This window comes from Thomasclavelia cocleata (assembly GCF_900102365.1).
Taxonomy (GTDB): Bacteria; Bacillota_I; Bacilli_A; order Erysipelotrichales; family Coprobacillaceae; genus Thomasclavelia; species Thomasclavelia cocleata.
Genome location: NZ_FOIN01000002.1, coordinates 143,856 through 168,003, shown reverse-complemented (window position 1 = coordinate 168,003; position 24,148 = coordinate 143,856). Strand labels below are relative to the sequence as shown.

The following is a 24,148-nucleotide window of genomic DNA, read 5'->3' as shown; positions in this document are numbered from 1 at the left end:
CGACATGTTAAGCGGACTGATACTAATAGGTCGAGGACTTAACCTAGAGAAGAAAGGTTAAGGCTTGAGAGAAAAGGAAGACAAAAGACGCAGTAGAACTATTATCCGGTTTTGAGTGATTCTCAAAAGGGATTGCTTAAAAAAGAAGATCTGGTAGCGATAGCATGATGGACACACCTGTACCCATACCGAACACAGAAGTTAAGCATCATAACGGCGAAGATAGTACTGCGGTGCGACAATAGCAAGCTGCCGGTTCTTTTTTTTGTCTTTTTTTATTTCCTCGTACTTTCTTCTGGAATTTTTATTTCCTGATGAGATTTATTATTCAGTAATGACGGATGACTATTACATTTCTTTAAAAACTAGATGGGATTGTTTGTTTGTATCTTGATGAGATCATTTTGATAACTGCATATGAAGATTGTGGTTAATATTGAGCGATATTATATTAATGTTGTTGTAGCTTTTGATAACTGTTTAATTACAATTATTGATTATCATATGATTGAGTATATGTAATTTGTAAGTAAGTGGAGTATTAAATATAGGATGATTTAATGAGGAAAAATTAATCGAAATAAATAAAAAAAAGCCTTGCATTAGTGGGCTTTTTTTGTTAAAATACTAGCGTTGACGTTGCGTAGATGTGCGAGGTTGCTGAAACACCGAAAGGCGTTGTCATGAAACGGCATGTTTCAGGGAATTCGTATTGAGTAAGTCACATCCTATAAGTTGAAAGGAGAAAAATCATGGCAAATAATAAAATTAGAATTAGATTAAAATCATTTGATCACAAAATTCTAGATAGCTCAGCAGAAAAAATTATTGGTGCTGCTAAGAAATCTGGAGCTCAAGTAGTAGGTCCTGTACCTCTACCAACTGAAAAAGAAATTTATACAGTATTAAGAGCGGTTCATAAGTATAAAGATTCTCGTGAACAATTTGAAATCAGAACTCACAAACGTTTAATTGACATTGTGAATCCTACACAAGAAACAGTTGATATTCTAACAAGATTAGAATTACCAAGTGGTGTAGACATTGAAATTAAGTTATAAGAAAGGTAAAAGGTGTAACTCATGAAAGGAATCTTAGGTCGTAAGATTGGAATGACTCAAGTCTTCACAACTGATGGTTTGTTAATCCCTGTAACTGTAGTAGAAGCTGATGCTAATGTAGTATTACAAAAGAAAACAGTTGCAACTGACGGATATGATGCAATCCAAGTTGGTTTTGAAGACAAGAGAGAGAAATTAGCTAATAAAGCTGAATTAGGTATTGTGAAAAAAGCTAACACAGCTCCTAAGCGCTTCATCAAAGAATTTCGTTATGACGAAATGATGAGTTATGAAGTTGGAGATAAAATTACTGTTGATAGCTTCGTAGCTGGTGAAGTTGTGGATGTAACTGGAACTTCTAAAGGTAAAGGTTATCAAGGTGTTATTAAAAGACATGGTCAACATATCGGCCCTAAAGGACATGGTTCAGGAGCTCATAGAATTGTTGGTTCAATGGGACCAATTGCTCCAAACAGAATTGCTCCAGGTAAAAAATTACCAGGACAAATGGGACATGTAACTAGAACAGTTCAAAACTTAGAAGTTGTAGCTGTTGATGTGGAGAATAATTTGTTATTAATCAAAGGTTCAGTGCCTGGACCTAAAAAAGGATTAGTAATTGTAAAATCTGGAATTAAAGCAGCTGGTAAAGTAAACGAAGCTCATGAATTAGTAGACTTTACACCAGTAGTAGAAGAAACTAAAGAAGCAGATGTAGCAACTGAAACGCCAGTTGAAACAGCTGAATAATTTAGGGAAGGAGGATTCAATATGCTTACAGTTAAAGTATATAACCAAGAAGGTTCTGAAGTGAAAGATTTAGAATTAAATGAAGCTGTATTTGGAATTGAGCCAAATAAACAAGCATTATTTGATATGGTCTTATTACAAAGAGCATCATTAAGACAAGGTACTCATAAAGTAAAAAACCGTACTGAAGTTCGTGGTGGTGGTAAAAAACCATGGCGTCAAAAAGGTACTGGTAGAGCTAGACAAGGATCAATCCGTGCACCACAATGGCGTGGAGGAGGAGTTGTATTTGGTCCAACACCTAGAAGTTATAAATTTAAATTAAATCGTAAAGTTAGAAGATTAGCTCTTAAATCAGCTTTATCAACTAAAATTAACGATAATGAATTTATGGCTTTAGAAGCTATTAAATTCGACGCTCCAAAAACTAAAGAAATGGTAAAAGTATTAGGTAATTTAAAAGCACCTCGTAAGACATTGATCGTTGTTGATGAAATTTGTCCAAATGTTGCTAGAAGTGCTAATAATATACCTGGAGTTAAATTATTAGATGCAAAACATGTGAATGTTTATGATATTTTAAACAGCAATAAGTTGATTATGACTGAAGCTGCTATTAAATCTGTTGAGGAGGTACTAGGATAATGGCACATATTACAGATGTATTAAAAAAACCAGTACTTACTGAAAAAACAATGACTCTTCAAGCGAATGAAAACAAATATACATTTGATGTAGATGTTAATGCTAATAAAATTGAAATCAAACAAGCAGTTGAAGCAATGTTTGGTGTAAAAGTTGAAAGTGTTAATGTTATGAACGTTAGACCTAAAGCTAAAAGAATGGGTAGATACGAAGGTAAAACTAATCGTAGAAGAAAAGCTATTGTTAAATTAGCTGAAGGCAGTGAAATCAATTATTTCGGTGAGGAATAATTAAGTAAAATATTGGAATACATAATTCCAGATAACTAGGAGGAAACTAAAGATGGCAATTAAAACATATAAGCCAGTGACGAATGGTCGTCGTAATATGACTTCATTAACATATGAAGAAATTACTACAAATAAACCTGAGAAATCTTTAGTTGCAAAAGTAAGTAAAAACGGTGGGCGTAATAATCAAGGTGTTATTACAACTCGTCATCATGGTGGAGGACATAAACGTAAATATCGTATTATTGACTTCAAACGTAATAAAGATGATATCGTAGGAACTGTAGCAACTATTGAATATGATCCAAATAGATCAGCAAATATCGCATTAATCAACTATGCAGATGGTGAAAAAAGATATATTTTAGCTCCAAAAGGATTAGAAGTTGGAAACAAAATCGTATCTGGTCAAAATGCAGATATTAAAGTAGGAAATGCTTTACCAATGGGGAATATGCCTGAAGGTACAGTAATTCATAATATTGAAATGCAACCTGGTAAGGGTGGACAAATCGCACGTTCTGCTGGTGTGTCTGCACAAATCTTAGGTAAAGAAGAAAGATATGTAATTGTAAGATTAGCATCTGGTGAAGTACGTAAATTGTTAGCTGTATGTAGAGCTACTGTTGGGGTAGTAGGAAACGAAGACCATGGATTAGTTAACTATGGTAAAGCTGGGCGTATGAGATGGAAAGGTGTTAAGCCTACTGTGCGTGGTTCTGTAATGAACCCTAATGATCATCCACATGGTGGTGGTGAAGGTAGAACTTCTATCGGACGTAAAGCTCCAATGACACCTTGGGGTAAAAAAGCTATGGGTGTTAAAACTAGAAAAAATAAGAAAGCGTCTACTAAATTAATTGTACGTCGCAGAAATTCTAAATAATAAGAGGAGGAAGAAATAATGGCACGTAGTTTAAAAAAGGGACCATTTGTCGATGAACACTTAATGAAAAAAGTTGAAGCATTAAATGCCTCAGGTAAAAAAGAAGTAATCAAGACTTGGTCTAGACGTTCAACTATCTTCCCTCAATTTATTGAGCACACATTTGCAGTGTATAATGGAAGAGAACATATCCCAGTTTATGTAACTGAAGATATGGTCGGACATAAATTAGGAGAATTCGCTCCAACAAGAACTTATCACGGTCATGGGGCTGATGATAAAAAAGCTGGAAAATAGAGAGAGGAGAATTTAAAACATGGAAGCAAGAGCTCAAGCTAAAATGATTCGTGTTTCACCTCAAAAAGCAAGATTAGTTGTTGACTTAGTGAGAGGTAAGCAAGTTAAAGAAGCACTTGGTATGTTAGAATATGTAAATAAAAGTGCAACTCCTGCAATCATTAAAGTTGTAAAATCTGCTGCACAGAACGCTGTTTATAATAACGGTGCAGAAGCAGAAAAGTTATATATTAAAGAAATCTATGTAGATGAAGGTCCTACATTAAAAAGATTCGCTGCTAGAGCTAAAGGTAGCGGAACAAGAATTTTAAAAAGAACTAGCCACATCACTTGTGTGGTAGAAGAAAGATAGGAGGTCACATTATGGGTCAAAAAGTAAGTCCAATTGGATTACGAGTTGGAATTAACCGTAATTGGGATTCAAGATGGTATGCTAACGATCAAGATTTCGCAGGCTTATTACATGAAGATATCAAGATTCGTGAATACTTATTAAAGAAACTTAAAACGGCATCAGTTGCTCGTGTTGAAATTGAAAGATCAAAAAACCGTGTTACTATCTTTGTTCACACATCTAGACCAGGTGTTGTTATTGGTAAAGATGGTGAAGCAGTTGATGCATTAAGAAAAGAAGTTAGTAAAATGGTTAAAGATAAACAAGTGTTTATCAATATTGTAGAAATCAAAAATCCTGATGTTGTTGCTCAATTAGTTGCAAATAACATTGCGGAACAATTAGAAAATCGTGCATCTTTTAGAACAGTTCAAAAACGTGCTATTCAAAGAGCAATGAGAGCTGGAGCTAAAGGGATTAAAACTAGTGTTTCAGGACGTTTGGGTGGAGCTGATATGGCTCGTGCTGAAGGTTACTCTGAAGGGAATGTCCCTCTTCATACTTTAAGAGCTGATATTGATTATGCTACTGCTGAAGCAGATACTACTTATGGTAAATTAGGAGTTAAAGTTTGGATTTGTAAGGGAGAAATCCTTCCTGAAAAGAAGAAAGGGGATAAATAATCATGTTGATGCCTAAAAGAACAAAATACAGAAGACCTCATCGTGTTAAATATGAAGGTAAAGCTAAAGGCGGAACTAAAGTATCATTTGGTGAATATGGTTTACAAGCAACTGAAGGTGCTTGGATAACATCTCGTCAAATTGAAGCTGCTCGTATTGCTATTAACCGTCGTATGAACCGTGGTGGTAAAGTATGGATTAGAATTTTCCCTCATTTAGCTAAAACTAAGAAACCATTAGAAGTACGTATGGGATCTGGGAAAGGTTCTCCAGAAGAATGGGTAGCAGTTGTTAAGACTGGTCGTGTTCTTTTCGAAGTAGCAGGTGTTGATGAAGAACTTGCTAGAGAAGCTCTTAGACTTGCATCTCATAAATTACCTATTAAATGTAAAATCATTGGAAAGGGTGAATAGTCATGACAGTTCAAGAAATTAGAGAGTTAGATAACGCTGCTTTACTTGCTAAAGTAGAAGAATACAAAAAAGAGCTATTTGGACTTCGTTTCCAACAAGCTACAGGACAATTAGAAAACACAGCACGTATTAGAACGGTTCGTAAATCTATCGCTAGAATTAAAACAATTATTAGAGAAAGAGAATTGAACCAATAGGAGGAGATACAATGGAAAGAAACAATCGTAAAGTTTATACTGGTACAGTTGTATCTACTAAAATGGATAAAACTATTACAGTGCTAGTAGAAACACATGTAAAACATAAATTATATGGTAAACGTATGAAATCTTCAACTAAGTTTCATGCTCATGATGAGGAAAATGTTGCTAATGTTGGTGACACAGTAAAAATCATGTCAACAAGACCATTATCTGCTACAAAACGTTTCCGTTTAGTAGAAATTGTTAAAAAAGCAGAAATTGTTTAATATATTAAAACTCTAAAAGGAGGTAACCAAAAATGATCCAAAACGAAAGTAGACTTAAAGTCGCTGATAACACTGGAGCTAAAGAAGTATTAGTAATCCGTAATTTAGGTGGATCTAATCGTAAATTTAGTAACATTGGTGATGTAGTTGTAGCGACAGTTAAGCAAGCAGCACCAGGTGGTTCTGTAAAAAAAGGTGAAGTAGTAAAAGCGGTTATTGTAAGAAGTAGATATGGAGTCGGAAGAGAGAATGGTTCATATATCAAATTTGATGATAACGCTTGTGTAATTATAAAGGAAGATAAGTCTCCAAAAGGGACTCGTATCTTCGGACCAGTTGCAAGAGAGTTAAGAGATGCAGATTTCATGAAAATCGTATCATTAGCTCCAGAAGTATTATAGGAGGAACTTAGACATGAAAATCCGTGTAGGTGATACTGTAGAAGTTATCGCAGGTAAAGATAAAGGAAAACAAGGTGAAGTGTTACAAGTTCTTGCAAAACAAGACAAAGTAATCGTTGAAGGAGTTAATATTGTAACTAAACATATTAAACCTTCACAAGCAGATCCTGAAGGTGGAATTGTAACAAGAGAAGCACCTATTCATGTTTCTAATGTTGCATTCTATGATTCAAAAACTAAAGCACCTGTTAAACTTGGGTATAAAATCGTTGAAAAAGACGGTAAAAAAATTAAAGTTCGAGTTAACAAAAAAACTGGGGCTGAAGTTGATAAAAAGAAAAAGAAGTAGGAGGATAAAGAATGAGCCGTTTAATGGAACGTTATCAAAACGAAGTGGTTAAATCTTTAATGGAAAAATTCAATTATTCTTCAAGAATGCAAGCTCCTAAGATTGAAAAAATTGTTTTAAATATTGGTGTAGGTGATGCAGTATCTAATTCAAAATTATTAGATGAAGCAGTTAATGAATTATCATTGATTAGTGGACAAAAACCTGTTATTACTAAAGCTAAAAAATCAATCGCTGGATTCAAATTACGTGAAGGGGCTCCAATCGGATGCAAAGTAACTTTACGTGGTGAAAGAATGTATGAATTTTTAGATAAATTAGTTAATATCTCTTTACCTCGTGTTAGAGATTTTAGAGGTGTTTCAAACAATTCTTTTGATGGAAGAGGAAATTATACTTTAGGTGTTAAAGAACAGTTAATTTTCCCTGAAATCAATTTTGATAAAGTAAATAAATTAAGAGGAATGGATATTGTATTCGTAACTACAGCTAAAACTGACGAAGAAGGTCATGAATTATTAGCTCAATTAGGAATGCCATTCAAGAAATAAGAAGGAGGACTCACAAGAATATGGCAAAAACATCAATGAAGGTGAAACAACAACGTCCTCAAAAATACAAAGTGCGTGAATACACACGTTGTGAACGTTGTGGAAGACCACATTCAGTAATCAGAAAATTCAAACTTTGTAGAATTTGCTTCCGCGAATTAGCTTACAAAGGTGAAATTCCAGGTGTAAAAAAAGCAAGCTGGTAATAATTTTTATCCAGATGGAAGGAGGATTTAGCAAATGGTTATGACAGATCCAATTGCAGATATGTTAACAAGAATCCGTAATGCAAATAGACAACATCACGAAACAGTAATGGTGCCTGCTTCAAAATTAAAAGTTGATATTGCTGAAATTTTGAAAAATGAAGGATTCATTAAAGGTTATAAAATTGAGGGCGAAGGTCCAATTAAAAACATCGTAATTACTCTAAAATATAGAGGAAATGATCGTGTAATCACTGATTTAAAAAGAATTTCTAAACCAGGATTACGTGTGTATGCTAAAGTGAACGAAATCCCTAAAGTATTAAATGGTCTAGGAATCGTTATCTTATCAACTTCTCAAGGATTAATGACTGACAAAGAAGCTCGTGCTAAACAAGTCGGTGGAGAAGTACTTGCATATATTTGGTAATAAAAAATATAATTCAGGAGGTGCAAACTGATGTCTCGTGTCGGTAATAAAATAATTAATGTACCTGAAGGAGTTACAGTAGAAGTCGCTGCTGATAATACAGTAACTGTTACAGGTCCAAAAGGGACTTTAGTAAGACAATTTTCACCAGTAATTTCAATTAATCAAGAGGATAATGTAATTACTGTTGCTAGAAGTAGTGAACAAAAAACTCATAAACAATTACATGGTACAACAAGAGCATTGCTTGCAAACATGATTGAAGGTGTACACGTTGGATTCAAAAAAGAATTAGAAATAGTTGGGATCGGATATCGTGGACAAATGAAAGGGAATACTTTAGTATTAAATATAGGATATTCTCATCCAGTTGAAATTGAAGGTGAAGAAGGAGTTACAATTGAAGCTCCATCTAATACTAAGATTATTGTATCTGGAATTTCAAAAGAACGTGTTGGTCAAGTTGCTGCTCAAATTAGAGAAGTAAGAAAACCTGAACCTTATAAAGGTAAAGGAATTAAATATAGTGATGAAAGAATCATCAGAAAAGAAGGAAAAACTGCTGGTAAGAAGTAGTTTCGAAAGGAGCAAAATAAGATGTCAAAATTACAATCTCGTAATGATGTTCGTTTAAAAAGACATGCTAGAGTTCGTGCTAAAATCAGTGGAACTCCTGAATGCCCACGTTTAAACGTGTTCCGTTCAAATGCTCATATTCATGCGCAAGTTATTGATGATGTTAACGGTGTTACTTTAGCGAGTGCATCTAGTGTTGATATGAAATTAGAAAACGGTTCTAACATCGCTGCAGCTTCTGCAGTAGGAAAAGCTGTAGCTGAAGCAGCAATTGCAAAGAATATCAAAAAAGTAGTATTTGATCGTGGTGGATATGTTTATCATGGTCGTGTAAAAGCCCTAGCTGAAGCTGCTAGAGAAGCTGGATTAGAATTCTAGAGGGAGGTCAATATGGAACAACGTAAACCAAGAAACAATGGACCAAGAAACAATGGACCTAAAAAAGGTCAAAGAAACAATGGACCTAGAAGAGAAGAAAAAGAATTTGAAGAACGTGTTGTTACTATTAACCGTGTAACTAAGGTAGTTAAAGGTGGTCGTAAATTTCGTTTTGCTGCATTAGTTGTAATTGGTGATAGAAAAGGTAGAGTTGGTTTTGGTACTGGTAAAGCTAATGAAGTACCTGATGCAATCAGAAAAGCGTCTGAAAATGCAAAAAGAAATATTATTAACGTTCCTTCAGTTCATGGAACAATTCCTCATGATGTTACTGGTATTTATGGATCAGGTAGAGTATTTATTAAACCTGCATCTCAAGGTACAGGAATCATCGCTGGAGGACCTGTTCGTGCAGTTGTAGAATTAGCTGGTTATACTGATATTTTATCTAAATCATTAGGTTCTAGAACACCTATTAACATGGTTAGAGCTACAATGCAAGGATTAGCTTCATTAAAGACTGTAAACCAAGTTGCTGAATTAAGAGATAAAAAAGTAGAAGAAATTTTTGGATAGGAGGGCGTAAAAAATGGCAAAAACAGTTATGATTACGCTTGTAAAAAGTCCAATTGGTCGTTTACCAAAACAACGGGCTACTCTTAAAGCGTTAGGTTTAACAAAATTAAATAAAACTGTAGAAAAAGAAAATAACGAATTTATTCAAGGAATGATTAAGGTCGTTGAACACCTAGTAAAAGTAGAAGAAAAATAGGGAGGTGTAACTAATGAAACTACACGAATTACAATACACTGAAGGTGCACGTAAAGCTAGAAAACGTGTTGGTCGTGGTACAAGTTCTGGTACTGGAAAAACTGCTGGTAGAGGACAAAAGGGACAAGGTGCTAGATCAGGTGGTGGAAAGAAACCAGGATTTGAAGGGGGACAAACACCATTATTTATGCGTTTACCAAAACGTGGTTTTACAAATTTCAACAGAACAGAATACGCTATTGTTAATTTAGAACAATTAAATACTTTTGAAGCAGGGGCTGTTGTATGTCCTGAAGCTTTAAAGGAAGCTGGAATTATTAAGAAAGAATTAGACGGTGTAAAAGTTCTTGGTAATGGTAAATTAGAAAAAGCTATTACAGTTAAGGCTCATAAATTTTCTAAATCTGCTGTTGCCGCAATTGAAGCTGCAGGTGGAAAAACTGAGGTGATCTAGTATGTTTACATTTTTGAAAAATGTTTTCAAAAAAGGGGAGCTTCGCCAAAAAGTAATTTTCACTCTAGGAATCTTATTTGTTTACCGTTTAGGGGCTGCGATTACTATTCCAAGTGTCAATACTGGAGCATTAAGTTCTAGTGATGCTACTAATGGAATTTTTGGGATTATGAACTTACTTGGTGGGGGAACTTTAGAAAGATTTTCATTGTTCTCACTAGGAGTTTCACCTTATATCACTTCTTCTATCATTATTGAACTTTTATCAATGGATGTAATTCCTGTTTTAAGTCAATGGCGTAAGGAAGGTAACACTGGTAAAAAGAAAAAAGACCGTGTTACAAGATATGTAACTTTATTTTTAGCAGCATTACAAGGAGGCGTATTAACATATGCTTTCGATAATGGATATAATATTTTATCAGATTCAAGTATTTGGACATACATCTACGTTGTCTTAGTTATGATGGCTGGAAGTATGTTAGCAGTATGGTTAGGGGATCAGATTACAAATAAGGGAATTGGTAATGGAGTTTCATTACTGATTTTTACAGGAATTGTTTCTAATTTACCAACTAGCTTTATTAGTACTTTTAATAATTTAGTTGATACTAGTGCTAAAGCTACAGATATGTGGTTAGGAATTGCCTGGTATGCATTATTTGTGGTAGTTTATCTTTCAATTGTTATCTTTGTTGTCTTCAATGAAGGTGCCGTTAGAAAAATACCAATTATTTATGCAACAAGCTCTAATACAACAATGAGAACTAAAGATCAAACTCATATGCCTATTAAAATTAATAGTTCTGGAGTTATTCCTGTAATCTTTGCTTCTTCAGTATTAGCAGCACCAAGAACAATTGTTAGTTTTATGGAAACTAGTGATGTTACTAAATGGATTAATACAATATTTAATTATCAGGAACCAGTAGGATTTATTTTATACATCTTGATGATTATTGGATTCACATTCTTCTATTCTAATTTACAGATTGATGCTGAAAAAATTAGTGATGATTTAAAGAAAAATGGTGGATCTATTCCTGGAGTTAGAACAGGAACTGATACTAAAAATTATATTAAAAAAGTTTTAAATAGAATTACTGTAGTAGGTTCTTTATCTTTGTGTATTATTGCAGCGATTCCTATTATAACACCAGTTATTTGGTCACAAACTGCTAACGCATCATTATCACTTGGTGGTACTGGATTAATTATCGTTACAGGGGTAGCACTAGAAACTGTGAAACAAATTAAAACGCATATTACAAGAAAAGAATATCACGGTTATATTCGTAGATAGTATAAGAAAGAGGGCGCATATACATGAATATTATTCTAATGGGGCCACCTGGAGCCGGTAAGGGAACTCAGGCAGCTAATTTAGTTAAAGAGTATGGACTTACTCATATTTCTACAGGGGACATTTTTAGAAAAGCACTTAAGGAACAAACTAAATATGGTGTAATTGCTAAATATTTTATGCAATTTGGACATTTAGTTCCTGATGATTATACTATCCAAATGGTAAGAGAGTACCTACAAGAAAATGAATTTTCAAAAGGGTTCATTCTTGATGGGTTCCCTCGTACTATTATTCAGGCTCGTGAACTTGAAAGTATAGCAAAAGAGTTTGGCTTTGAAATTGATGCTGTAATCAATTTAGATATTGAGCTAGATCGTTTAGTTCCAAGACTTTCAGGTAGACGTACTTGTAAAGAGTGTGGTGCAAGTTACCACATTGAATATAATCCACCAAAAGTTGAAGGTATCTGTGATGTTTGTGGTGGAGAATTGTATCAAAGACCTGATGAAAGCGAAGATGCTGTAAAAGTCAGACTTGATACTTATGAAAAGCAAACAAGACCTTTGATTGACTATTATACAATGAAAGGTCAAATCACTAATATAAATGGTGATCAATCTATGGAATACGTCTTTAAGGATATCAAAGCTAGCCTGGAGGTTAAATAATGATTGTTACTAAAGACCGTAGAGAAATTGAATTGATGGCTGAAGCTGGAAGAATTGTTGCATTAGTACATGAAAAGCTTAAAGATGTGATTGTACCTGGAGTCACTACTAAACAAATTGATGATATTTGTGAAAAAGTGATTCGTGATAATAATGCAACTCCTTCATTTCTTCATTTATATGGATTTCCTAATAGTGTATGTACTTCAATAAATGAAGTGGTTGTACATGGGATACCTAGTAATCAGAAGTTAAAAGAAGGAGATATTATTTCTGTGGATGTAGGTGCCTGCTACAAAGGGTACCACGGAGATAGCGCGTGGACTTATGCAGTTGGTAAAATAAGTGATGAAGCTAAACGTTTAATGGAGGTTTGTGAGGCATCATTGTATGCTGGATTACAACAAGTTAAGCCAGGCAATCGCTTATCAGATATTTCTCATGCAATACAGGTTTATCTTGAAGATCATGGTTGTACTACACCACTTGACTATACAGGGCATGGAATAGGTAGTGAGGTTCATGAAGATCCTGCAGTTCCAAATTATGGTAAAGCTGGTCGTGGTCCAAGACTTAAGTCAGGTATGACACTTGCAATTGAGCCAATGGCTCATCTTGGGGGATGTGAGACTGAAGTATTACAAGATGATTGGACAGTTGTAACAAAAGACCGTTCTTTAGCGGCTCATTATGAACATACAATCGTCATCACTGATGATGGTTATGAAATTTTGACAAAACTTTAATTAAAAGGGAGTTGAGACCTATGGCAAAGAAAGATGACGTTCTTGAAGTAGAAGCAACGGTACTAGAGACATTACCAAATGCAATGTTTAAAGTAGCGTTAGAAAATGGAGTAGAAATCCTTGCTCACGTTTCTGGTAAAATCCGTATGCATTACATTCGCATTTTACCGGGGGACAGGGTTACGGTAGAAATTTCTCCATATGATTTAACACGTGGGCGAATTACATTTAGACATAAATAAAACTTAAATCTTCCAGGAGGAGGTAGACAAGATGAAAGTAAGACCATCTGTAAAACCAATCTGTGATAAATGCAGAGTAATTAAAAGAAAAGGGCGCGTAATGGTTATTTGCGAAAACCCTAAACATAAACAAAGACAAGGTTAATTAGTAATCGATTAGGAGGAAATAAAATGGCTCGTATTGCTGGAGTTGATATCCCACGTGACAAACGTGTGGTTATATCATTAACTTATATCTATGGTATTGGAAAACCAACAGCACAAGAAATTTTAGCAAAAGTTGGTATAAGTGAAGATACTAGAGTTAAAGATTTAACTGAAGATGAAATCGGTAAAATCAGAAAAGAAGTAGAATCAATTAAGGTTGAAGGTGATCTTCGTCGTGAAGTAGCTTTAAACATTAAACGTTTAATGGAAATTGGAAGTTACAGAGGAATCCGTCACCGTAAAGGTCTTCCTGTGCGTGGTCAAAAAACTAAAACAAATGCTCGTACTCGTAAAGGTAAAGCTAAACCAATCGCAGGAAAGAAAAAGTAGGATAGGAGGTTGAATTAGAAATGGCAAAAGTAAGACAAGTACGCGGTAAAAAACGTGTAAAAAAGAATATCGCAAAAGGTGTAGCACATGTTCATTCAACTTTCAATAACACTATTGTGACAATTACTGATGAACATGGTAATGTATTAACATGGTCTAGTGCTGGGGCATTAGGATTTAAAGGTTCTAGAAAATCTACTCCATTTGCTGCTCAAATGGCTTCTGAAGCTGCAGCAAAAGCATCAATGGATCATGGAGTAAAATCTGTTGAAGTATGTGTTAAAGGTCCAGGACCAGGACGTGAAGCTGCAGTTAGAGCTTTACAAGCTGCTGGATTAGAAGTAACATCTATAAATGATGTTACACCAATTCCACATAACGGGTGTCGTCCACCAAAACGTCCTCGTGGATAATTATTGTATGATCAAAAAAATAATAATTCCTAGTGAGGAGGGAAATAATGCAAAAGTTTGAAAAGGCAAATTTTAATATAGCTAATTATGATGAAACAGATAATTATGGTAAATTTGTTATCGAACCTTTAGAAAGAGGATTCGGTACTACATTGGGGAATTCACTTAGAAGAGTTCTTCTATCTTCTTTACCTGGATCTGCTGTTTATGCAATTAAAGTTCAAGGAGCAATTCATGAATTTTCTGCAGTAGATGGTGTTGTCGAAGATGTTACATCAATTATCTTAAATCTTAAAAAATTAGTTTTTGATGTAGATAGTGATGAATCGGCTACAATGATTATTGATGTTGAGGGACCTGCTACAGTAACAGGTGCTGATGTTCAATGCCCTTCTGAAGTAACAATGATCTCTAACGATATGGTAATTGCTCATGTTGCTCAAGGTGCTCACTTATACATGGAATTATATGCAAAAAAAGATCGTGGATATGTAAGTGCTGATCAAAATAAGAAAGATATTAATACTATTGGTATTATTCCTACTGATTCCATTTTTTCACCAGTTGAAAATGTATCTTATACAGTTGAACCAACTCGTGTTGGTGAGAGTGCAAAGTATGATCAATTAACACTAGAAATCGAAACAAATGGAGCTTTAAAACCTTATGAAGCTATTTCTTTAGCTGCAAAGATTTTAGTAGAACATTTAAATATGTTTGTAGAGTTAACTGATATGGCTGTGAATATGGAAGTTATGTCTGAAGCACAAAATGATACAAGTAATAAAGTTTTAGATATGACAATTGAAGAATTAGATTTATCAGTACGTTCATACAATTGTTTAAAAAGAGCAGGAATTCAAACTGTTCAAGACCTTGCCGCTAAATCTGAAGATGATATGATCAAAGTAAGAAATTTAGGTAAGAAATCTTTAAAAGAAGTAAAAGAGAAGTTAGTTGAATTAGGGTTAGGGTTTAAACCTATCGATTAATTCGCAAATACGAAGGAAGGAGCGCTAATCTCATGGCTAAAAATAGAAAATTAGGACGTACTTCTGACATTAGAAAATCGATGTTACGTTCTCTTGCAACAGAAGTAATAATGTATGGTAAACTAGAAACTACAGAAACTAGAGCTAAAGAAGTTCGTTCTGTTGTAGAAGAATTAATTACTTTAGGTAAACGTGGTGACTTACATGCAAGACGTCAAGCTGCTGCTGTATTACATAATGTAATTGATGAATCAACAGGAAAAACAGCTGTACAAAAATTGTTTGATGAAGTAGCACCTAAATATAAAGATGTAAATGGTGGATACACTCGTATCTTAAAAACTTACAATCGTAAAGGTGACAATGCCCCAATGGCAATTATCACATTAGTTTAATTAATAAAGACCTATGGGTCTTTTTTTCTTTTACTTGACTAAAAGGTTTAATAAATATAGAATGATTAACAGTAGTATAATAAGGCGGTGAAGGAATGGATAAAATTATAAGAGTTAGAGATTTATCATTTGAATATGAACCTGGACTAAAAACAATTGACCACATATCTTTTGATATAGAACAAGGAGATTATGTGGCAATTTTGGGACATAATGGTAGTGGTAAAAGTACGATTGCAAAGCTATTAATTGGTTTATTGGAAAAATCAGAAGGATCAATAATTATTAATGATGATGAATTAAATTTGGATAATTTATATAAAGTGAGAGATAACATTGGAATAGTTTTTCAAAATCCAGATAATCAGTTTATTGGAGCGACTGTACGAGATGATATTGCATTTGGATTAGAGAATAACTGTGTTCCTCAAGAGGATATGGGAGAGATTATTAATATTTATGCTTCTAAAGTAGGCATGAGTGATTTTCTTGATCATGAACCTACAAAATTGTCTGGGGGTCAAAAACAGCGAGTAGCTATTGCTGGTATTTTGGCAATGAATCCTAAAATCATTATATTAGATGAGGCAACAAGTATGTTAGACCCGATGGGGCGCCGTGAAATAAATACGATAGTTAAAGAATTAAATCAAAAAAAGGAAGTAACTATTATATCTATAACTCATGATATTGAAGAAGCAAAGAATGCTGATCAAGTAGTAATATTAAATTCTGGAAAGATAGTTGCCCAAGGTAAACCTAAGGATATTTTAAGTAATGAAACTAATTTGAGAAAATATGAACTAGATATTCCCTTTGCACTAAAAGTAGCATTAGGTTTGCAAAAGAATGGAATAAAGACTAGTAAGACTTTAGATATGGAGGTTTTAATAAAAGAATTATGCCAATTACATTTAAAGAAATAGAACATATATATAGTGAAAATACTCCATTTTCTTATCAGGCTTTAAAAGGAGTTAATCTTAATATTAAAGATAAAAGTTTTACTGCCATTATTGGACAGACGGGAAGTGGTAAAAGTACATTAATTCAACATATTAATGCTTTATTATTACCTACAAGTGGTGAAATAAATGTTGATGAATTTATTATTACTGCAACAGATAAACCTAGTAAATTAAAGCCATTACGTAAAAAAGCCGGTCTTGTTTTCCAGTTTCCTGAATATCAATTATTTGAAGAAACAATTGAAAAGGATATTATCTTTGGTCCAATGAATTTTGGGGTAAGTGAAGAAGAAGCAAAAAAAATTGCTAGTAAAGTTTTAAAAATGGTTGGGTTAAATGAAAGTTATTTAAGTAAGTCACCATTTGAATTATCAGGAGGACAAAAGCGTCGTGTTGCGATTGCTGGAATTCTTGCAATGAATCCAGATATTTTAATTCTTGATGAGCCAACTGCAGGATTAGACCCTCAAGGTACAAATGAAATGATGAGTTTGTTTAAAAAAATTAATGACTTAGGAAAAACAATTATTTTAATAACTCATGATATGAACCATGTTTTACAATATTGTGATGAAGTAGTAGTAATGAATCATGGTCGAGTTGAAAAACATGATTCAGTAACAAATATTTTTAAAGATAGTAATTATTTGAATAGTTTAGGAATTGATTTACCTATTATTACAGATTTTATTTTAAAACTAAATAATCATGGTTTTAATATTGATTCTTCAATTAATAATATTGATCAATTAGTTTTAGCAATTGGTGGTGAAATAAATGGATAATATGACATTTGGTAAGTATATTCCTATTGATTCAGTTATTCATCGTTTAGATCCACGTTTAAAAATGGGGGCTTTATTAATATTCTTAATTGCAATCTTTTTTGATTCAGGTTTTCTTGGCTATGGAATCATGGCAATATTTGTTTTGATTAGTGCTATTGCCTCAAATATATCTATTAAACATATTTTAAAAGCAATTAAACCGATGTTATTTATGATGCTTTTTTTAATGATTTTTAATATTTTTTTAATCCACACAGGAGAAGTTGTATTTAGATTAGGAAGTCTTAAAATATATTCAGGAGCCTTATTACAATCAGCATATATATTTATTCGTTTAATTCTAATAATAACTATGACAACGATTTTAACGTCTTCTACCAAACCTTTAGATCTTACCTTGGCAATAGAAAATCTTCTAAATCCTTTAAAAAGATTTGGATTTCCAGCTCATGAATTAGCAATGATGATTTCTATAGCTTTACGTTTTATTCCAGACTTATTAGATGAAGCTAAAAGAATTATGAAAGCTCAAGCCAGTCGAGGAGTTGATTTTAATGAAGGAAAGTTATCTGAAAAAATAAAAGCAATTGTATCATTAATAATTCCATTATTTATTTCTGCATTTCAAAGAGCGGAAGATTTAGCAAATGCAATGGAAAGCCGTAATTATAATCCAGAAGCTACTAGAACTAGATATAAATCACTTTGTTGGAGAAAATATGATACCATAGCATTAATATTTACTGTCATGGTATCTGGAAGCGTAATAGCTTTAAGTATATTTATATAATGACTAGAGTTAAGTGCATTGTAAATTATGATGGTAGTAAGTTTCATGGATTTCAAATTCAAAATAAATTAAGAACGGTTCAAGGAGAGATACAAAAAGCTTTAAAAAATATTTGTAAAGAAGAAATAATAATTCATGGTTCTGGTAGAACGGATGCTAAAGTTCATGGGGTTAAACAAGTATTCCATTTTGATACGACAAGAGAAATGCCAGAATCACAATGGAAAAGAGCAATTAATCACTTTTTACCTAATGATATTTATATTCTTGATACTAAATTTGTCAGTAATGACTTTCACAGCCGCTATAGTGCAATAAAAAAAGAATACCACTATTTACTTAGTACAAATGAGTATAGTCCATTTCAAACTAATTACATTTTTCAATATGGGCGTTCATTGGATATTAACTTAATGAAAGAGGCTGCTAAAATATTTATTGGTGTACATGATTTTGCTTCATTTTGTAGTTATGATCAATATGGTAATACAATTAGGGAACTATATGAATTATCTATAAGCAATGATAATGGAATAATTAAATTTGTTTTAGTGGGAAATGGTTTTAGAAGATATATGGTAAGGCATATTGTAGGAGGCTTAATACAAGTAGGAGCAAAACGTATAACAAAAGAAAGATTACAAGAATTATTAGATAGTAATGGACAAAAGAAATGTTTATTCAAGGCTAAGCCACAAGGATTATATTTATATGAGGTATTTTATGATGAAAACTAATTTTCATACACATACATTTCGTTGTGGACATGCTATAGGTAACGAAGAAGAAATGGTAAAGAGTGCAATAAAAAATGATATTTTAGAATTGGGATTTAGTGATCATATTCCTTTACCTTATTATCGTCTACATATTTTAAAAGGGCTCCCTTATACATTAAAAGAATTAAGAGCCTTTTTAGTAGCAATTAAAACTATTTTTACTAATGGACCAGCGATGAGAATGCCATATTGTAATAAAAAGGAACATTTAGATAAAGTAAAAAAAGTAAAAGAAAAATACAAAGAAAAAATTAAGATATATCAAGGATTTGAAGCTGAATATTTTGAAAACTATTTACAATATTATCAAAATCTTTTAGATTCAGGAGAAGTAGATTATTTAATCTTAGGTAATCATTTTAATAAATATTCTATTCATACTCGTTATTATGGAAAATTAAACATAACTAATGAAGAAATTATTAAATATAAAAATGACTTAATAAAAGCAATGGATTCTAATTTATTTTCATATATAGCCCATCCAGATCTTTTTATGACTGGAAAAGTATATTTTGATGAGTTCTGTGAAAATATTACCAGGGAAATATGTCTAAAAGCTTTAAAAAGTGATATTCCATTAGAAATAAATGGCGGTGGGATTCGTAGAGGATTACGTAAAGTCGGTGATGAAAAGCTTTATCCTTATCCTAATGCTCATTTTTTTGAGATTGCAGGCAAAATGGGGTGTAAAGTGATATTAGGAATAGATGCTCATAGTCCAGAAGATTTTAATAAAGAAATATATGAAGATTTATATAAATTTGCTAAAAAGTATCATTTAAATATTGTTGATAAATTTGAATTTAAAAAGGGCAAAAAAGAAACTAATTAAATATTAGATACTTATTTCCCTTATTAGTTTTAATATTTATTTATTAGTGGTAAAATAGTCATAGAAAAGGGAGGTGAAATTATGATACGAGAATGTATTCATAAGTATTTAGAAGATCATAAAAGTAATTATCAGGGTAAATATCGTTGTCATAGTTGTGTACAAACTAAAAAATTTGAACATAAGTTTCATTATTATATTCGAGATATTCAGTTTCGAGAGATTAATGTTTTTCTAACCTTAGATTACTATGGACCTGAAATTAAAACTACTTTTTCAGTTGACCTCCATGAACAAGAAGAAGAGTATATCATCAAAGATGCACTAAAAAAGATTATATATTTCAATAAATATCTTACAATTCTTCACTGCTATGATTTTCAGCATTATATAGACAATAAAAATACCGAGAGTATGTTAGAGCCATTAGATTATCGTAACATACTTGACTATTTAGAATATCATCGAGGTATTAATCAAGAAACAATTGATTATTTTTATGAATTTTTTATGCCTTATCTACATAAATTAATAAAAAGTGGAAATTATAAAAAATTCATGGACTCAGTCAATTTGTTACTTGATAAAATTTTATATGAATACGAGTGGGATGGAACTACAGCTAAATATTTAGATACCCAATATCAATATCATTTATATTATTTTAGAATGATAATACGAATGGTATTTGAACAGCTTAATCTTTTTTATGACCAAGTCAAAGATTGTTTATTAGAGGCAATATGGCGTTTATGTAATTCACAAAGATTTGCATTTGCAATTATGACTGACTTTGGAAATTTAGTATTATCACATTATCGAGTAACTAAGGCTATTTTCAAATATATTGATGAACGATTTGAAAATGATGGAAATTCAAATATTGTTGTTTCTTATTTAAAGGCTATTTTTGAAAGTGATCATGATGCTTATAGAGATGCTGCAATGAATGTAATTAGATTTGTTATGAGTGATATGCTCACTTTTGCAAATCATGACTTACAATTAGCAATTGGGAATTCAGTAGTACAAAGTGAAGGATACGATTTACTTATAAATTTATTTTCAAAAGACTATAATACATTTGTATTTGTATGTTTTCCAATTTCAACGTTCCCAAGTGAATATCATGAAAAAATTCGTGAAGAATTAGAAAAGGCAATTAGATTTTATGCTGGAAGAATGGAACATGATGAATATCGTTTAAGTTCATTTGAACAAGTAAGCAATATAAATCGTTTATTAATGGAGAATTATAAGGAGTATGGTAAAAATGGATAAAAAAGGAAAGAAAGTATTTACCTCTTTAGCGGTTTTAGCTGGATTAGCATCTGGTGCAGGAGCATTAAATATGTTTGTCAATCGTACAGTTAAAGCAATGTTGTATCGTCATCACAAAGAAGATGATAAACCAAGTATTTTAGAAACAAAATATGGTGGTAAAAATGTATTTATTAAAAATCGTCAAGGAATTAAATTAAGAGGAATATTAATAACGGAAAATTTAGCTGATATAACATTAGTTATTTTACATCCTTTTGCTCTTGAAGCAAAAGATATGTCTTTATATGTCCCATTTTTTAAAGAACGATATCCTAAATGGAACATATTATTAGTTGATGCTTGTAGCCATGGACAAAGTGATGGTTATATTCGTGGTTTAGGAATTAAAGATGTAAATGATTTAGTTTGTTGGAATAAATATCTGCTTAATGAATATGGTAAAGATCATAGAATTGTTTTATATGGTAAAGAAACTGGAGCAAATACTATTTTAAAGGCGGCTAGTAAACATTTACTTAAAAACGTTAATGCAATTATTAGTGATGGTGCTTATACAAGTGTATATGATATTTTAGGATATCGAATGATTAAAGATTACAAGGTTCCAAAATTTCCAACTATGCAAATGTTAAAACGGAAGATAAAACAGGAAGTTAGAATAAATATTAAAGAATCTTATCCATTGATGTTGAAACATAATGATATTCCAACATTATTTATACATATGAAGGAAGATGATTTTGTACCTTTAGATATGGTATATCCTTTATATAACGCTAATCGTGGAAGTAAAGTTTTATTTGTTTTAAGAGATGAACATTATTTATATGAATTAAAAGAAACAGACGATTTTAAAAATACATTGAAAGAATTTATCTTAAAATATGTAAATGGATAGAATTATAAGTTATAATCTTAAAATTATTCTTAATAAAGATTATATTACTAAAAATATTTAAAATAATATAATCATAAAGAATTTAACTGAAAGGTTTATATAATTATGCTAAGAAGTTTTTAATTTTAAATGTTGAAGAAAGGTAGAAAACAGGATTTCCTGTTTTCTTTTTTTATATAAATTGTGTATAATATATCCTATAAGGAGGGCGATACTATGAATCGTAGAGAAAATGTAGAGGTTGATATCTTATATAACTTATTAACCTACATTAATGCTTCTTATACTCAAGATATGTATTATACAATTTGTTATCAGATATTAAATAATATTGATAAAATACCAGGTATTAGTATTAATGAATTAGCTGATTTGTGCTATACTTCACCAGCAACAATATCACGTTTTTGTAAGGCGTTGAAATGTGATAATTTTGCAGTGTTTAAGAAAGAAGTTCAAGCTGGGTTACAACAGGCAAGTCATGAAATAAAATTAGAGCCAGAAGATTTAGTGGCAATTCACAAGAATCCTTCAAAATGTATAGATATGGTCTATGATTTATCTGTAAATTCTTTAATTGAGAGTAAAAAATATGTTAATATTCATGAAATAGATCGGTTATGTGATATTATTTATGATGCTAAAAAATTACATTTTTTTGGATTTCAGTTTAATAAGATTTTGGCTTCAGATATTCAATTTAAGTTAGTAAAACTAGGAAAATTTTCTTATGCTTTTGCAGACCGTGGAGATGATAGTCAAAGAATAGAGTTATTAGATGAAAATAGTGTGGCTATTGTATTGTCAGTTAGAGCTCGGCCAATTCCAATTGGTGAATTAGTTAAAGCTATAAAAAATAGAGGAGCTAAAGTTATATTAATAACAATGAATGAAAATAGTGAAGTAATAAAACTGGCGGACCATACATTTATTGTTCGAGGTAAAGAAAGTGATTTTACGGAATCATCTTTATCTGGATCAACTGTTATTAAAACATATTTTGATGTTTTGTATGTACGTTATGGGTTATTATATCCGAGAAGATAAATTAAGGAGGTTTTTTATGTACAGTTTTACAAATGATTACAGTGAAGGTGCACATCCTAAAATAATAGAAGCATTGTTAAAAACAAATTACGAACAATGCGAGGGATATGGACTAGATAAGTACTGCTTAGAAGCAACAAATATTTTAAAGAAATTAGTAGATAATAATGATATAGATGTACATTATTTAGTTGGTGGCACACAAACTAATGCTGTATTTATTTCATCTTCTTTAAAACAATATCAGGCTGTAATTGCTGTAGATAGTGGTCATATTAATGTTCATGAAACAGGAGCAATTGAGGCAACTGGTCACAAAGTACTTACACGACCACATCTCAATGGTAAATTAACAGTAAATATGATCAAGAGTATAATTGATGAGCATATTGATGAACATATGGTACAGCCTAAAATGGTTTATATTTCACAAACAACAGAATATGGAAGTGTATATACGCTTAATGAATTAAAGGATATTTATCATTTCTGTAAAGCAAATAATCTATATTTATTTGTAGATGGAGCGAGACTTGGTAGTGCATTAGCACTTGAAAACACCCCAACTTTAAAAGATTTAGTTAATTATAGTGATGCTTTCTATATTGGGGGTACTAAAATGGGGGCTTTATTTGGAGAGTGTTTAGTTATTATAAATGATCAATTAAAAACAGATTTTAGATATAATATAAAACAACGTGGGGCAATGTTAGCTAAAGGTAGGCTATTAGGTGTACAATTTAAAGAATTGTTTAGCAATAATTTATATATAGAGATTGGTAAACATGAAAATTTAATGGCTGATATTTTACGAGCTGGACTTAAAGATTTTGATATGTATGTTGATTCACCAAGTAATCAGGTTTTCCCAATATTACCTAAGAAGTTAATTGAAAAATTAAAGCAAGATTATTCTTTTATTGTAATGGATCAAATAGATGATAATCACAACTGTATTCGTCTTGTTACTTCATGGGCAACACAGAGAAAAGAAGTAGAAGAATTTATAAAAGAAATCAATCAATTTATTAATGATTAGAGGTATATTATTGCTTGTAATCACTAATAATAAGTAATATAATGTGTATATGAAATATAAAGATTGGAGAAATTAAAATGAATAAAACTGAATTAGTAGAAGCAATTGCTTCTAACACAGAAATGACAAAAACTGATGTTGATAAAGTAGTAACTGCTTTTGTAGATGTAGTAACTGAAGCATTAGTAAAAGGCGACAAGGTATCATTAAAAGGATTTGGAAATTTTGAGGTACGTGAAAGAGGAGAAAGAATAGGGCGTAATCCAAGAACTGGTGAAACTATGACTATTGCTGCAAGCAAAGCTCCAGCTTTCAAATCTAGTAGCGCTTTAAAGAATGCTGTAAATAAATAATATAATATAAAATGACCCAAGGGTCATTTTTAATTTAGAAGAAAAACTGATCAAAAATATCAGAAATAAGAACTCTTTTAATTGTATGTTATGATCATTTTAAAACATAATGAAACTTTTGTG

General features: G+C 31.9%; 40 protein-coding genes and 1 rRNA gene. All 41 read left to right on the top strand.

The genetic code is table 11. The features are described 5' to 3' along the window. Nucleotides 1–149: 149 nt before the first annotated feature. A 5S ribosomal RNA gene (gene rrf / locus BMW96_RS02110) occupies nt 150–258 on the top strand. Between the two features lie 494 nt (nt 259–752). After that, complete coding sequence (gene rpsJ / locus BMW96_RS02105) at nt 753–1,061, top strand: 30S ribosomal protein S10 (protein WP_092352021.1); 309 nt, start codon at nt 753–755, stop codon at nt 1,059–1,061. A 21-nt stretch (nt 1,062–1,082) separates the two neighbouring features. After that, nucleotides 1,083–1,811 (top strand): 50S ribosomal protein L3, encoded by a 729-nt coding sequence (gene rplC / locus BMW96_RS02100; RefSeq protein ID WP_092352019.1) that lies wholly within the window; start codon nt 1,083–1,085, stop codon nt 1,809–1,811. Nucleotides 1,812–1,832: 21 nt separating this feature from the next. Next, complete coding sequence (gene rplD / locus BMW96_RS02095) at nt 1,833–2,456, top strand: 50S ribosomal protein L4 (RefSeq protein ID WP_092352017.1); 624 nt, start codon at nt 1,833–1,835, stop codon at nt 2,454–2,456. After that, nucleotides 2,456–2,746: a 50S ribosomal protein L23 gene (gene rplW / locus BMW96_RS02090; RefSeq protein ID WP_092352015.1), complete on the top strand. Its 291-nt coding sequence runs from the start codon at nt 2,456–2,458 to the stop codon at nt 2,744–2,746. The genes rplD and rplW overlap by 1 nt, the downstream gene beginning before the upstream one ends. A gap of 52 nt (nt 2,747–2,798) precedes the next feature. Then, entirely contained in the window at nt 2,799–3,632 is an 834-nt protein-coding gene (gene rplB, locus BMW96_RS02085) for a 50S ribosomal protein L2 (RefSeq protein ID WP_092352013.1), read from the top strand. Between the two features lie 18 nt (nt 3,633–3,650). Further along, nucleotides 3,651–3,929 carry a 30S ribosomal protein S19 gene (gene rpsS, locus BMW96_RS02080; protein WP_092352011.1) on the top strand — a complete coding sequence of 93 codons (279 nt, stop codon included), beginning with the start codon at nt 3,651–3,653 and terminating at the stop codon, nt 3,927–3,929. Between the two features lie 19 nt (nt 3,930–3,948). Beyond that, nucleotides 3,949–4,281, top strand: a complete 333-nt coding sequence (rplV, locus tag BMW96_RS02075) for a 50S ribosomal protein L22 (protein WP_024722589.1) — start codon at nt 3,949–3,951, stop codon at nt 4,279–4,281. Between the two features lie 11 nt (nt 4,282–4,292). After that, nucleotides 4,293–4,946 carry a 30S ribosomal protein S3 gene (gene rpsC / locus BMW96_RS02070; protein WP_092352009.1) on the top strand — a complete coding sequence of 218 codons (654 nt, stop codon included), beginning with the start codon at nt 4,293–4,295 and terminating at the stop codon, nt 4,944–4,946. Between the two features lie 2 nt (nt 4,947–4,948). Next, on the top strand, nt 4,949–5,359 hold the full coding sequence (gene rplP / locus BMW96_RS02065) for a 50S ribosomal protein L16 (protein WP_092352007.1): 411 nt from the start codon (nt 4,949–4,951) through the stop codon (nt 5,357–5,359). A 2-nt stretch (nt 5,360–5,361) separates the two neighbouring features. Then, entirely contained in the window at nt 5,362–5,556 is a 195-nt protein-coding gene (gene rpmC, locus BMW96_RS02060; protein WP_092352004.1) for a 50S ribosomal protein L29, read from the top strand. 11 nt (nt 5,557–5,567) lie between these two features. Next, entirely contained in the window at nt 5,568–5,828 is a 261-nt protein-coding gene (rpsQ, locus tag BMW96_RS02055) for a 30S ribosomal protein S17 (protein WP_092352002.1), read from the top strand. A gap of 32 nt (nt 5,829–5,860) precedes the next feature. Next, nucleotides 5,861–6,229, top strand: coding sequence for a 50S ribosomal protein L14 (rplN, locus tag BMW96_RS02050; protein WP_092352000.1), 369 nt, complete (start codon nt 5,861–5,863; stop codon nt 6,227–6,229). Between the two features lie 13 nt (nt 6,230–6,242). Then, nucleotides 6,243–6,578, top strand: coding sequence for a 50S ribosomal protein L24 (gene rplX, locus BMW96_RS02045; protein ID WP_092351998.1), 336 nt, complete (start codon nt 6,243–6,245; stop codon nt 6,576–6,578). A gap of 11 nt (nt 6,579–6,589) precedes the next feature. Next, nucleotides 6,590–7,129, top strand: a complete 540-nt coding sequence (gene rplE / locus BMW96_RS02040) for a 50S ribosomal protein L5 (protein WP_092351996.1) — start codon at nt 6,590–6,592, stop codon at nt 7,127–7,129. A 20-nt stretch (nt 7,130–7,149) separates the two neighbouring features. Beyond that, entirely contained in the window at nt 7,150–7,335 is a 186-nt protein-coding gene (locus BMW96_RS02035) for a type Z 30S ribosomal protein S14 (protein WP_003536834.1), read from the top strand. Nucleotides 7,336–7,369: 34 nt separating this feature from the next. Next, nucleotides 7,370–7,765 carry a 30S ribosomal protein S8 gene (rpsH, locus tag BMW96_RS02030; protein WP_092351994.1) on the top strand — a complete coding sequence of 132 codons (396 nt, stop codon included), beginning with the start codon at nt 7,370–7,372 and terminating at the stop codon, nt 7,763–7,765. Nucleotides 7,766–7,795: 30 nt separating this feature from the next. Further along, nucleotides 7,796–8,341, top strand: coding sequence for a 50S ribosomal protein L6 (gene rplF / locus BMW96_RS02025; protein WP_092351992.1), 546 nt, complete (start codon nt 7,796–7,798; stop codon nt 8,339–8,341). Nucleotides 8,342–8,362: 21 nt separating this feature from the next. Continuing rightward, nucleotides 8,363–8,719: a 50S ribosomal protein L18 gene (gene rplR / locus BMW96_RS02020; protein WP_092351990.1), complete on the top strand. Its 357-nt coding sequence runs from the start codon at nt 8,363–8,365 to the stop codon at nt 8,717–8,719. 12 nt (nt 8,720–8,731) lie between these two features. After that, nucleotides 8,732–9,295, top strand: coding sequence for a 30S ribosomal protein S5 (gene rpsE, locus BMW96_RS02015; RefSeq protein ID WP_092351988.1), 564 nt, complete (start codon nt 8,732–8,734; stop codon nt 9,293–9,295). A gap of 13 nt (nt 9,296–9,308) precedes the next feature. Beyond that, a complete protein-coding gene (gene rpmD / locus BMW96_RS02010) occupies nt 9,309–9,491 on the top strand; it encodes a 50S ribosomal protein L30 (RefSeq protein ID WP_004610089.1) in 183 nt (60 codons plus the stop codon). A gap of 13 nt (nt 9,492–9,504) precedes the next feature. After that, nucleotides 9,505–9,945 (top strand): 50S ribosomal protein L15, encoded by a 441-nt coding sequence (gene rplO / locus BMW96_RS02005; RefSeq protein WP_092351986.1) that lies wholly within the window; start codon nt 9,505–9,507, stop codon nt 9,943–9,945. A gap of 1 nt (nt 9,946) precedes the next feature. Next, nucleotides 9,947–11,248 (top strand): preprotein translocase subunit SecY, encoded by a 1,302-nt coding sequence (gene secY, locus BMW96_RS02000; protein ID WP_092351983.1) that lies wholly within the window; start codon nt 9,947–9,949, stop codon nt 11,246–11,248. Between the two features lie 23 nt (nt 11,249–11,271). Then, a complete protein-coding gene (locus BMW96_RS01995; RefSeq protein WP_092351981.1) occupies nt 11,272–11,919 on the top strand; it encodes an adenylate kinase in 648 nt (215 codons plus the stop codon). Beyond that, on the top strand, nt 11,919–12,665 hold the full coding sequence (gene map / locus BMW96_RS01990; RefSeq protein ID WP_092351979.1) for a type I methionyl aminopeptidase: 747 nt from the start codon (nt 11,919–11,921) through the stop codon (nt 12,663–12,665). The genes BMW96_RS01995 and map overlap by 1 nt, the downstream gene beginning before the upstream one ends. Nucleotides 12,666–12,685: 20 nt before the next feature. Then, nucleotides 12,686–12,907: a translation initiation factor IF-1 gene (gene infA / locus BMW96_RS01985; RefSeq protein ID WP_003536851.1), complete on the top strand. Its 222-nt coding sequence runs from the start codon at nt 12,686–12,688 to the stop codon at nt 12,905–12,907. 31 nt (nt 12,908–12,938) lie between these two features. Beyond that, the gene (gene rpmJ, locus BMW96_RS01980; protein WP_006505646.1) at nt 12,939–13,052 is read left to right on the top strand and encodes a 50S ribosomal protein L36; all 114 of its coding nucleotides are present in this window, start codon (nt 12,939–12,941) and stop codon (nt 13,050–13,052) included. Nucleotides 13,053–13,078: 26 nt separating this feature from the next. Beyond that, on the top strand, nt 13,079–13,444 hold the full coding sequence (rpsM, locus tag BMW96_RS01975) for a 30S ribosomal protein S13 (protein ID WP_092351977.1): 366 nt from the start codon (nt 13,079–13,081) through the stop codon (nt 13,442–13,444). Nucleotides 13,445–13,464: 20 nt separating this feature from the next. Then, complete coding sequence (gene rpsK / locus BMW96_RS01970; protein ID WP_024722572.1) at nt 13,465–13,857, top strand: 30S ribosomal protein S11; 393 nt, start codon at nt 13,465–13,467, stop codon at nt 13,855–13,857. 47 nt (nt 13,858–13,904) lie between these two features. Continuing rightward, nucleotides 13,905–14,849 carry a DNA-directed RNA polymerase subunit alpha gene (locus BMW96_RS01965; RefSeq protein ID WP_092351975.1) on the top strand — a complete coding sequence of 315 codons (945 nt, stop codon included), beginning with the start codon at nt 13,905–13,907 and terminating at the stop codon, nt 14,847–14,849. A 32-nt stretch (nt 14,850–14,881) separates the two neighbouring features. Beyond that, on the top strand, nt 14,882–15,244 hold the full coding sequence (gene rplQ, locus BMW96_RS01960; protein WP_092351973.1) for a 50S ribosomal protein L17: 363 nt from the start codon (nt 14,882–14,884) through the stop codon (nt 15,242–15,244). Between the two features lie 95 nt (nt 15,245–15,339). Further along, nucleotides 15,340–16,170 (top strand): energy-coupling factor transporter ATPase, encoded by an 831-nt coding sequence (locus tag BMW96_RS01955; protein ID WP_092351971.1) that lies wholly within the window; start codon nt 15,340–15,342, stop codon nt 16,168–16,170. Then, nucleotides 16,146–16,997 (top strand): energy-coupling factor transporter ATPase, encoded by an 852-nt coding sequence (locus BMW96_RS01950; protein WP_092351969.1) that lies wholly within the window; start codon nt 16,146–16,148, stop codon nt 16,995–16,997. The genes BMW96_RS01955 and BMW96_RS01950 overlap by 25 nt, the downstream gene beginning before the upstream one ends. Next, nucleotides 16,990–17,790, top strand: a complete 801-nt coding sequence (locus tag BMW96_RS01945; protein WP_092351967.1) for an energy-coupling factor transporter transmembrane component T family protein — start codon at nt 16,990–16,992, stop codon at nt 17,788–17,790. The genes BMW96_RS01950 and BMW96_RS01945 overlap by 8 nt, the downstream gene beginning before the upstream one ends. After that, nucleotides 17,790–18,527 (top strand): tRNA pseudouridine(38-40) synthase TruA, encoded by a 738-nt coding sequence (gene truA / locus BMW96_RS01940; protein ID WP_092351965.1) that lies wholly within the window; start codon nt 17,790–17,792, stop codon nt 18,525–18,527. The genes BMW96_RS01945 and truA overlap by 1 nt, the downstream gene beginning before the upstream one ends. Further along, complete coding sequence (locus BMW96_RS01935; RefSeq protein ID WP_228762457.1) at nt 18,514–19,404, top strand: PHP domain-containing protein; 891 nt, start codon at nt 18,514–18,516, stop codon at nt 19,402–19,404. The genes truA and BMW96_RS01935 overlap by 14 nt, the downstream gene beginning before the upstream one ends. Nucleotides 19,405–19,485: 81 nt before the next feature. Then, a complete protein-coding gene (locus BMW96_RS01930) occupies nt 19,486–20,685 on the top strand; it encodes a hypothetical protein (protein WP_092351963.1) in 1,200 nt (399 codons plus the stop codon). Next, nucleotides 20,678–21,586: an alpha/beta hydrolase gene (locus BMW96_RS01925; protein ID WP_092351961.1), complete on the top strand. Its 909-nt coding sequence runs from the start codon at nt 20,678–20,680 to the stop codon at nt 21,584–21,586. The genes BMW96_RS01930 and BMW96_RS01925 overlap by 8 nt, the downstream gene beginning before the upstream one ends. Nucleotides 21,587–21,802: 216 nt before the next feature. Then, nucleotides 21,803–22,633, top strand: coding sequence for a MurR/RpiR family transcriptional regulator (locus BMW96_RS01920; RefSeq protein WP_092351959.1), 831 nt, complete (start codon nt 21,803–21,805; stop codon nt 22,631–22,633). A 16-nt stretch (nt 22,634–22,649) separates the two neighbouring features. Next, nucleotides 22,650–23,672 (top strand): threonine aldolase family protein, encoded by a 1,023-nt coding sequence (locus tag BMW96_RS01915; protein WP_092351957.1) that lies wholly within the window; start codon nt 22,650–22,652, stop codon nt 23,670–23,672. A gap of 77 nt (nt 23,673–23,749) precedes the next feature. Continuing rightward, nucleotides 23,750–24,025, top strand: a complete 276-nt coding sequence (locus BMW96_RS01910; RefSeq protein WP_092351955.1) for an HU family DNA-binding protein — start codon at nt 23,750–23,752, stop codon at nt 24,023–24,025. The last annotated feature ends 123 nt before the right edge of the window (nt 24,026–24,148 follow it).

What these genes read in the sequence shown, in the direction of transcription:
- rpsH (WP_092351994.1), top strand. Translation starts at nt 7,370, where the DNA reads ATGGTTATGACAGATCCAATTGCAGATATGTTAACAAGAATCCGTAAT.
- rpmC (WP_092352004.1), top strand. Translation starts at nt 5,362, where the DNA reads ATGACAGTTCAAGAAATTAGAGAGTTAGATAACGCTGCTTTACTTGCT.
- rpmD (WP_004610089.1), top strand. Translation starts at nt 9,309, where the DNA reads ATGGCAAAAACAGTTATGATTACGCTTGTAAAAAGTCCAATTGGTCGT.
- rplF (WP_092351992.1), top strand. Translation starts at nt 7,796, where the DNA reads ATGTCTCGTGTCGGTAATAAAATAATTAATGTACCTGAAGGAGTTACA.
- rplE (WP_092351996.1), top strand. Translation starts at nt 6,590, where the DNA reads ATGAGCCGTTTAATGGAACGTTATCAAAACGAAGTGGTTAAATCTTTA.
- rpsC (WP_092352009.1), top strand. Translation starts at nt 4,293, where the DNA reads ATGGGTCAAAAAGTAAGTCCAATTGGATTACGAGTTGGAATTAACCGT.
- infA (WP_003536851.1), top strand. Translation starts at nt 12,686, where the DNA reads ATGGCAAAGAAAGATGACGTTCTTGAAGTAGAAGCAACGGTACTAGAG.
- rplP (WP_092352007.1), top strand. Translation starts at nt 4,949, where the DNA reads ATGTTGATGCCTAAAAGAACAAAATACAGAAGACCTCATCGTGTTAAA.
- BMW96_RS01920 (WP_092351959.1), top strand. Translation starts at nt 21,803, where the DNA reads ATGAATCGTAGAGAAAATGTAGAGGTTGATATCTTATATAACTTATTA.
- BMW96_RS01910 (WP_092351955.1), top strand. Translation starts at nt 23,750, where the DNA reads ATGAATAAAACTGAATTAGTAGAAGCAATTGCTTCTAACACAGAAATG.
- rplW (WP_092352015.1), top strand. Translation starts at nt 2,456, where the DNA reads ATGGCACATATTACAGATGTATTAAAAAAACCAGTACTTACTGAAAAA.
- rpsM (WP_092351977.1), top strand. Translation starts at nt 13,079, where the DNA reads ATGGCTCGTATTGCTGGAGTTGATATCCCACGTGACAAACGTGTGGTT.
- rplD (WP_092352017.1), top strand. Translation starts at nt 1,833, where the DNA reads ATGCTTACAGTTAAAGTATATAACCAAGAAGGTTCTGAAGTGAAAGAT.
- rpsS (WP_092352011.1), top strand. Translation starts at nt 3,651, where the DNA reads ATGGCACGTAGTTTAAAAAAGGGACCATTTGTCGATGAACACTTAATG.
- BMW96_RS01935 (WP_228762457.1), top strand. Translation starts at nt 18,514, where the DNA reads ATGATGAAAACTAATTTTCATACACATACATTTCGTTGTGGACATGCT.
- BMW96_RS01915 (WP_092351957.1), top strand. Translation starts at nt 22,650, where the DNA reads ATGTACAGTTTTACAAATGATTACAGTGAAGGTGCACATCCTAAAATA.
- BMW96_RS01995 (WP_092351981.1), top strand. Translation starts at nt 11,272, where the DNA reads ATGAATATTATTCTAATGGGGCCACCTGGAGCCGGTAAGGGAACTCAG.
- rpsQ (WP_092352002.1), top strand. Translation starts at nt 5,568, where the DNA reads ATGGAAAGAAACAATCGTAAAGTTTATACTGGTACAGTTGTATCTACT.
- rpsE (WP_092351988.1), top strand. Translation starts at nt 8,732, where the DNA reads ATGGAACAACGTAAACCAAGAAACAATGGACCAAGAAACAATGGACCT.
- truA (WP_092351965.1), top strand. Translation starts at nt 17,790, where the DNA reads ATGACTAGAGTTAAGTGCATTGTAAATTATGATGGTAGTAAGTTTCAT.
- BMW96_RS01955 (WP_092351971.1), top strand. Translation starts at nt 15,340, where the DNA reads ATGGATAAAATTATAAGAGTTAGAGATTTATCATTTGAATATGAACCT.
- rpsK (WP_024722572.1), top strand. Translation starts at nt 13,465, where the DNA reads ATGGCAAAAGTAAGACAAGTACGCGGTAAAAAACGTGTAAAAAAGAAT.
- rplV (WP_024722589.1), top strand. Translation starts at nt 3,949, where the DNA reads ATGGAAGCAAGAGCTCAAGCTAAAATGATTCGTGTTTCACCTCAAAAA.
- BMW96_RS01945 (WP_092351967.1), top strand. Translation starts at nt 16,990, where the DNA reads ATGGATAATATGACATTTGGTAAGTATATTCCTATTGATTCAGTTATT.
- rplO (WP_092351986.1), top strand. Translation starts at nt 9,505, where the DNA reads ATGAAACTACACGAATTACAATACACTGAAGGTGCACGTAAAGCTAGA.
- BMW96_RS01925 (WP_092351961.1), top strand. Translation starts at nt 20,678, where the DNA reads ATGGATAAAAAAGGAAAGAAAGTATTTACCTCTTTAGCGGTTTTAGCT.
- rplR (WP_092351990.1), top strand. Translation starts at nt 8,363, where the DNA reads ATGTCAAAATTACAATCTCGTAATGATGTTCGTTTAAAAAGACATGCT.
- rplB (WP_092352013.1), top strand. Translation starts at nt 2,799, where the DNA reads ATGGCAATTAAAACATATAAGCCAGTGACGAATGGTCGTCGTAATATG.
- BMW96_RS01965 (WP_092351975.1), top strand. Translation starts at nt 13,905, where the DNA reads ATGCAAAAGTTTGAAAAGGCAAATTTTAATATAGCTAATTATGATGAA.
- rpmJ (WP_006505646.1), top strand. Translation starts at nt 12,939, where the DNA reads ATGAAAGTAAGACCATCTGTAAAACCAATCTGTGATAAATGCAGAGTA.
- secY (WP_092351983.1), top strand. Translation starts at nt 9,947, where the DNA reads ATGTTTACATTTTTGAAAAATGTTTTCAAAAAAGGGGAGCTTCGCCAA.
- rplX (WP_092351998.1), top strand. Translation starts at nt 6,243, where the DNA reads ATGAAAATCCGTGTAGGTGATACTGTAGAAGTTATCGCAGGTAAAGAT.
- BMW96_RS01950 (WP_092351969.1), top strand. Translation starts at nt 16,146, where the DNA reads ATGCCAATTACATTTAAAGAAATAGAACATATATATAGTGAAAATACT.
- BMW96_RS01930 (WP_092351963.1), top strand. Translation starts at nt 19,486, where the DNA reads ATGATACGAGAATGTATTCATAAGTATTTAGAAGATCATAAAAGTAAT.
- rplC (WP_092352019.1), top strand. Translation starts at nt 1,083, where the DNA reads ATGAAAGGAATCTTAGGTCGTAAGATTGGAATGACTCAAGTCTTCACA.
- rpsJ (WP_092352021.1), top strand. Translation starts at nt 753, where the DNA reads ATGGCAAATAATAAAATTAGAATTAGATTAAAATCATTTGATCACAAA.
- map (WP_092351979.1), top strand. Translation starts at nt 11,919, where the DNA reads ATGATTGTTACTAAAGACCGTAGAGAAATTGAATTGATGGCTGAAGCT.
- rplN (WP_092352000.1), top strand. Translation starts at nt 5,861, where the DNA reads ATGATCCAAAACGAAAGTAGACTTAAAGTCGCTGATAACACTGGAGCT.
- BMW96_RS02035 (WP_003536834.1), top strand. Translation starts at nt 7,150, where the DNA reads ATGGCAAAAACATCAATGAAGGTGAAACAACAACGTCCTCAAAAATAC.
- rplQ (WP_092351973.1), top strand. Translation starts at nt 14,882, where the DNA reads ATGGCTAAAAATAGAAAATTAGGACGTACTTCTGACATTAGAAAATCG.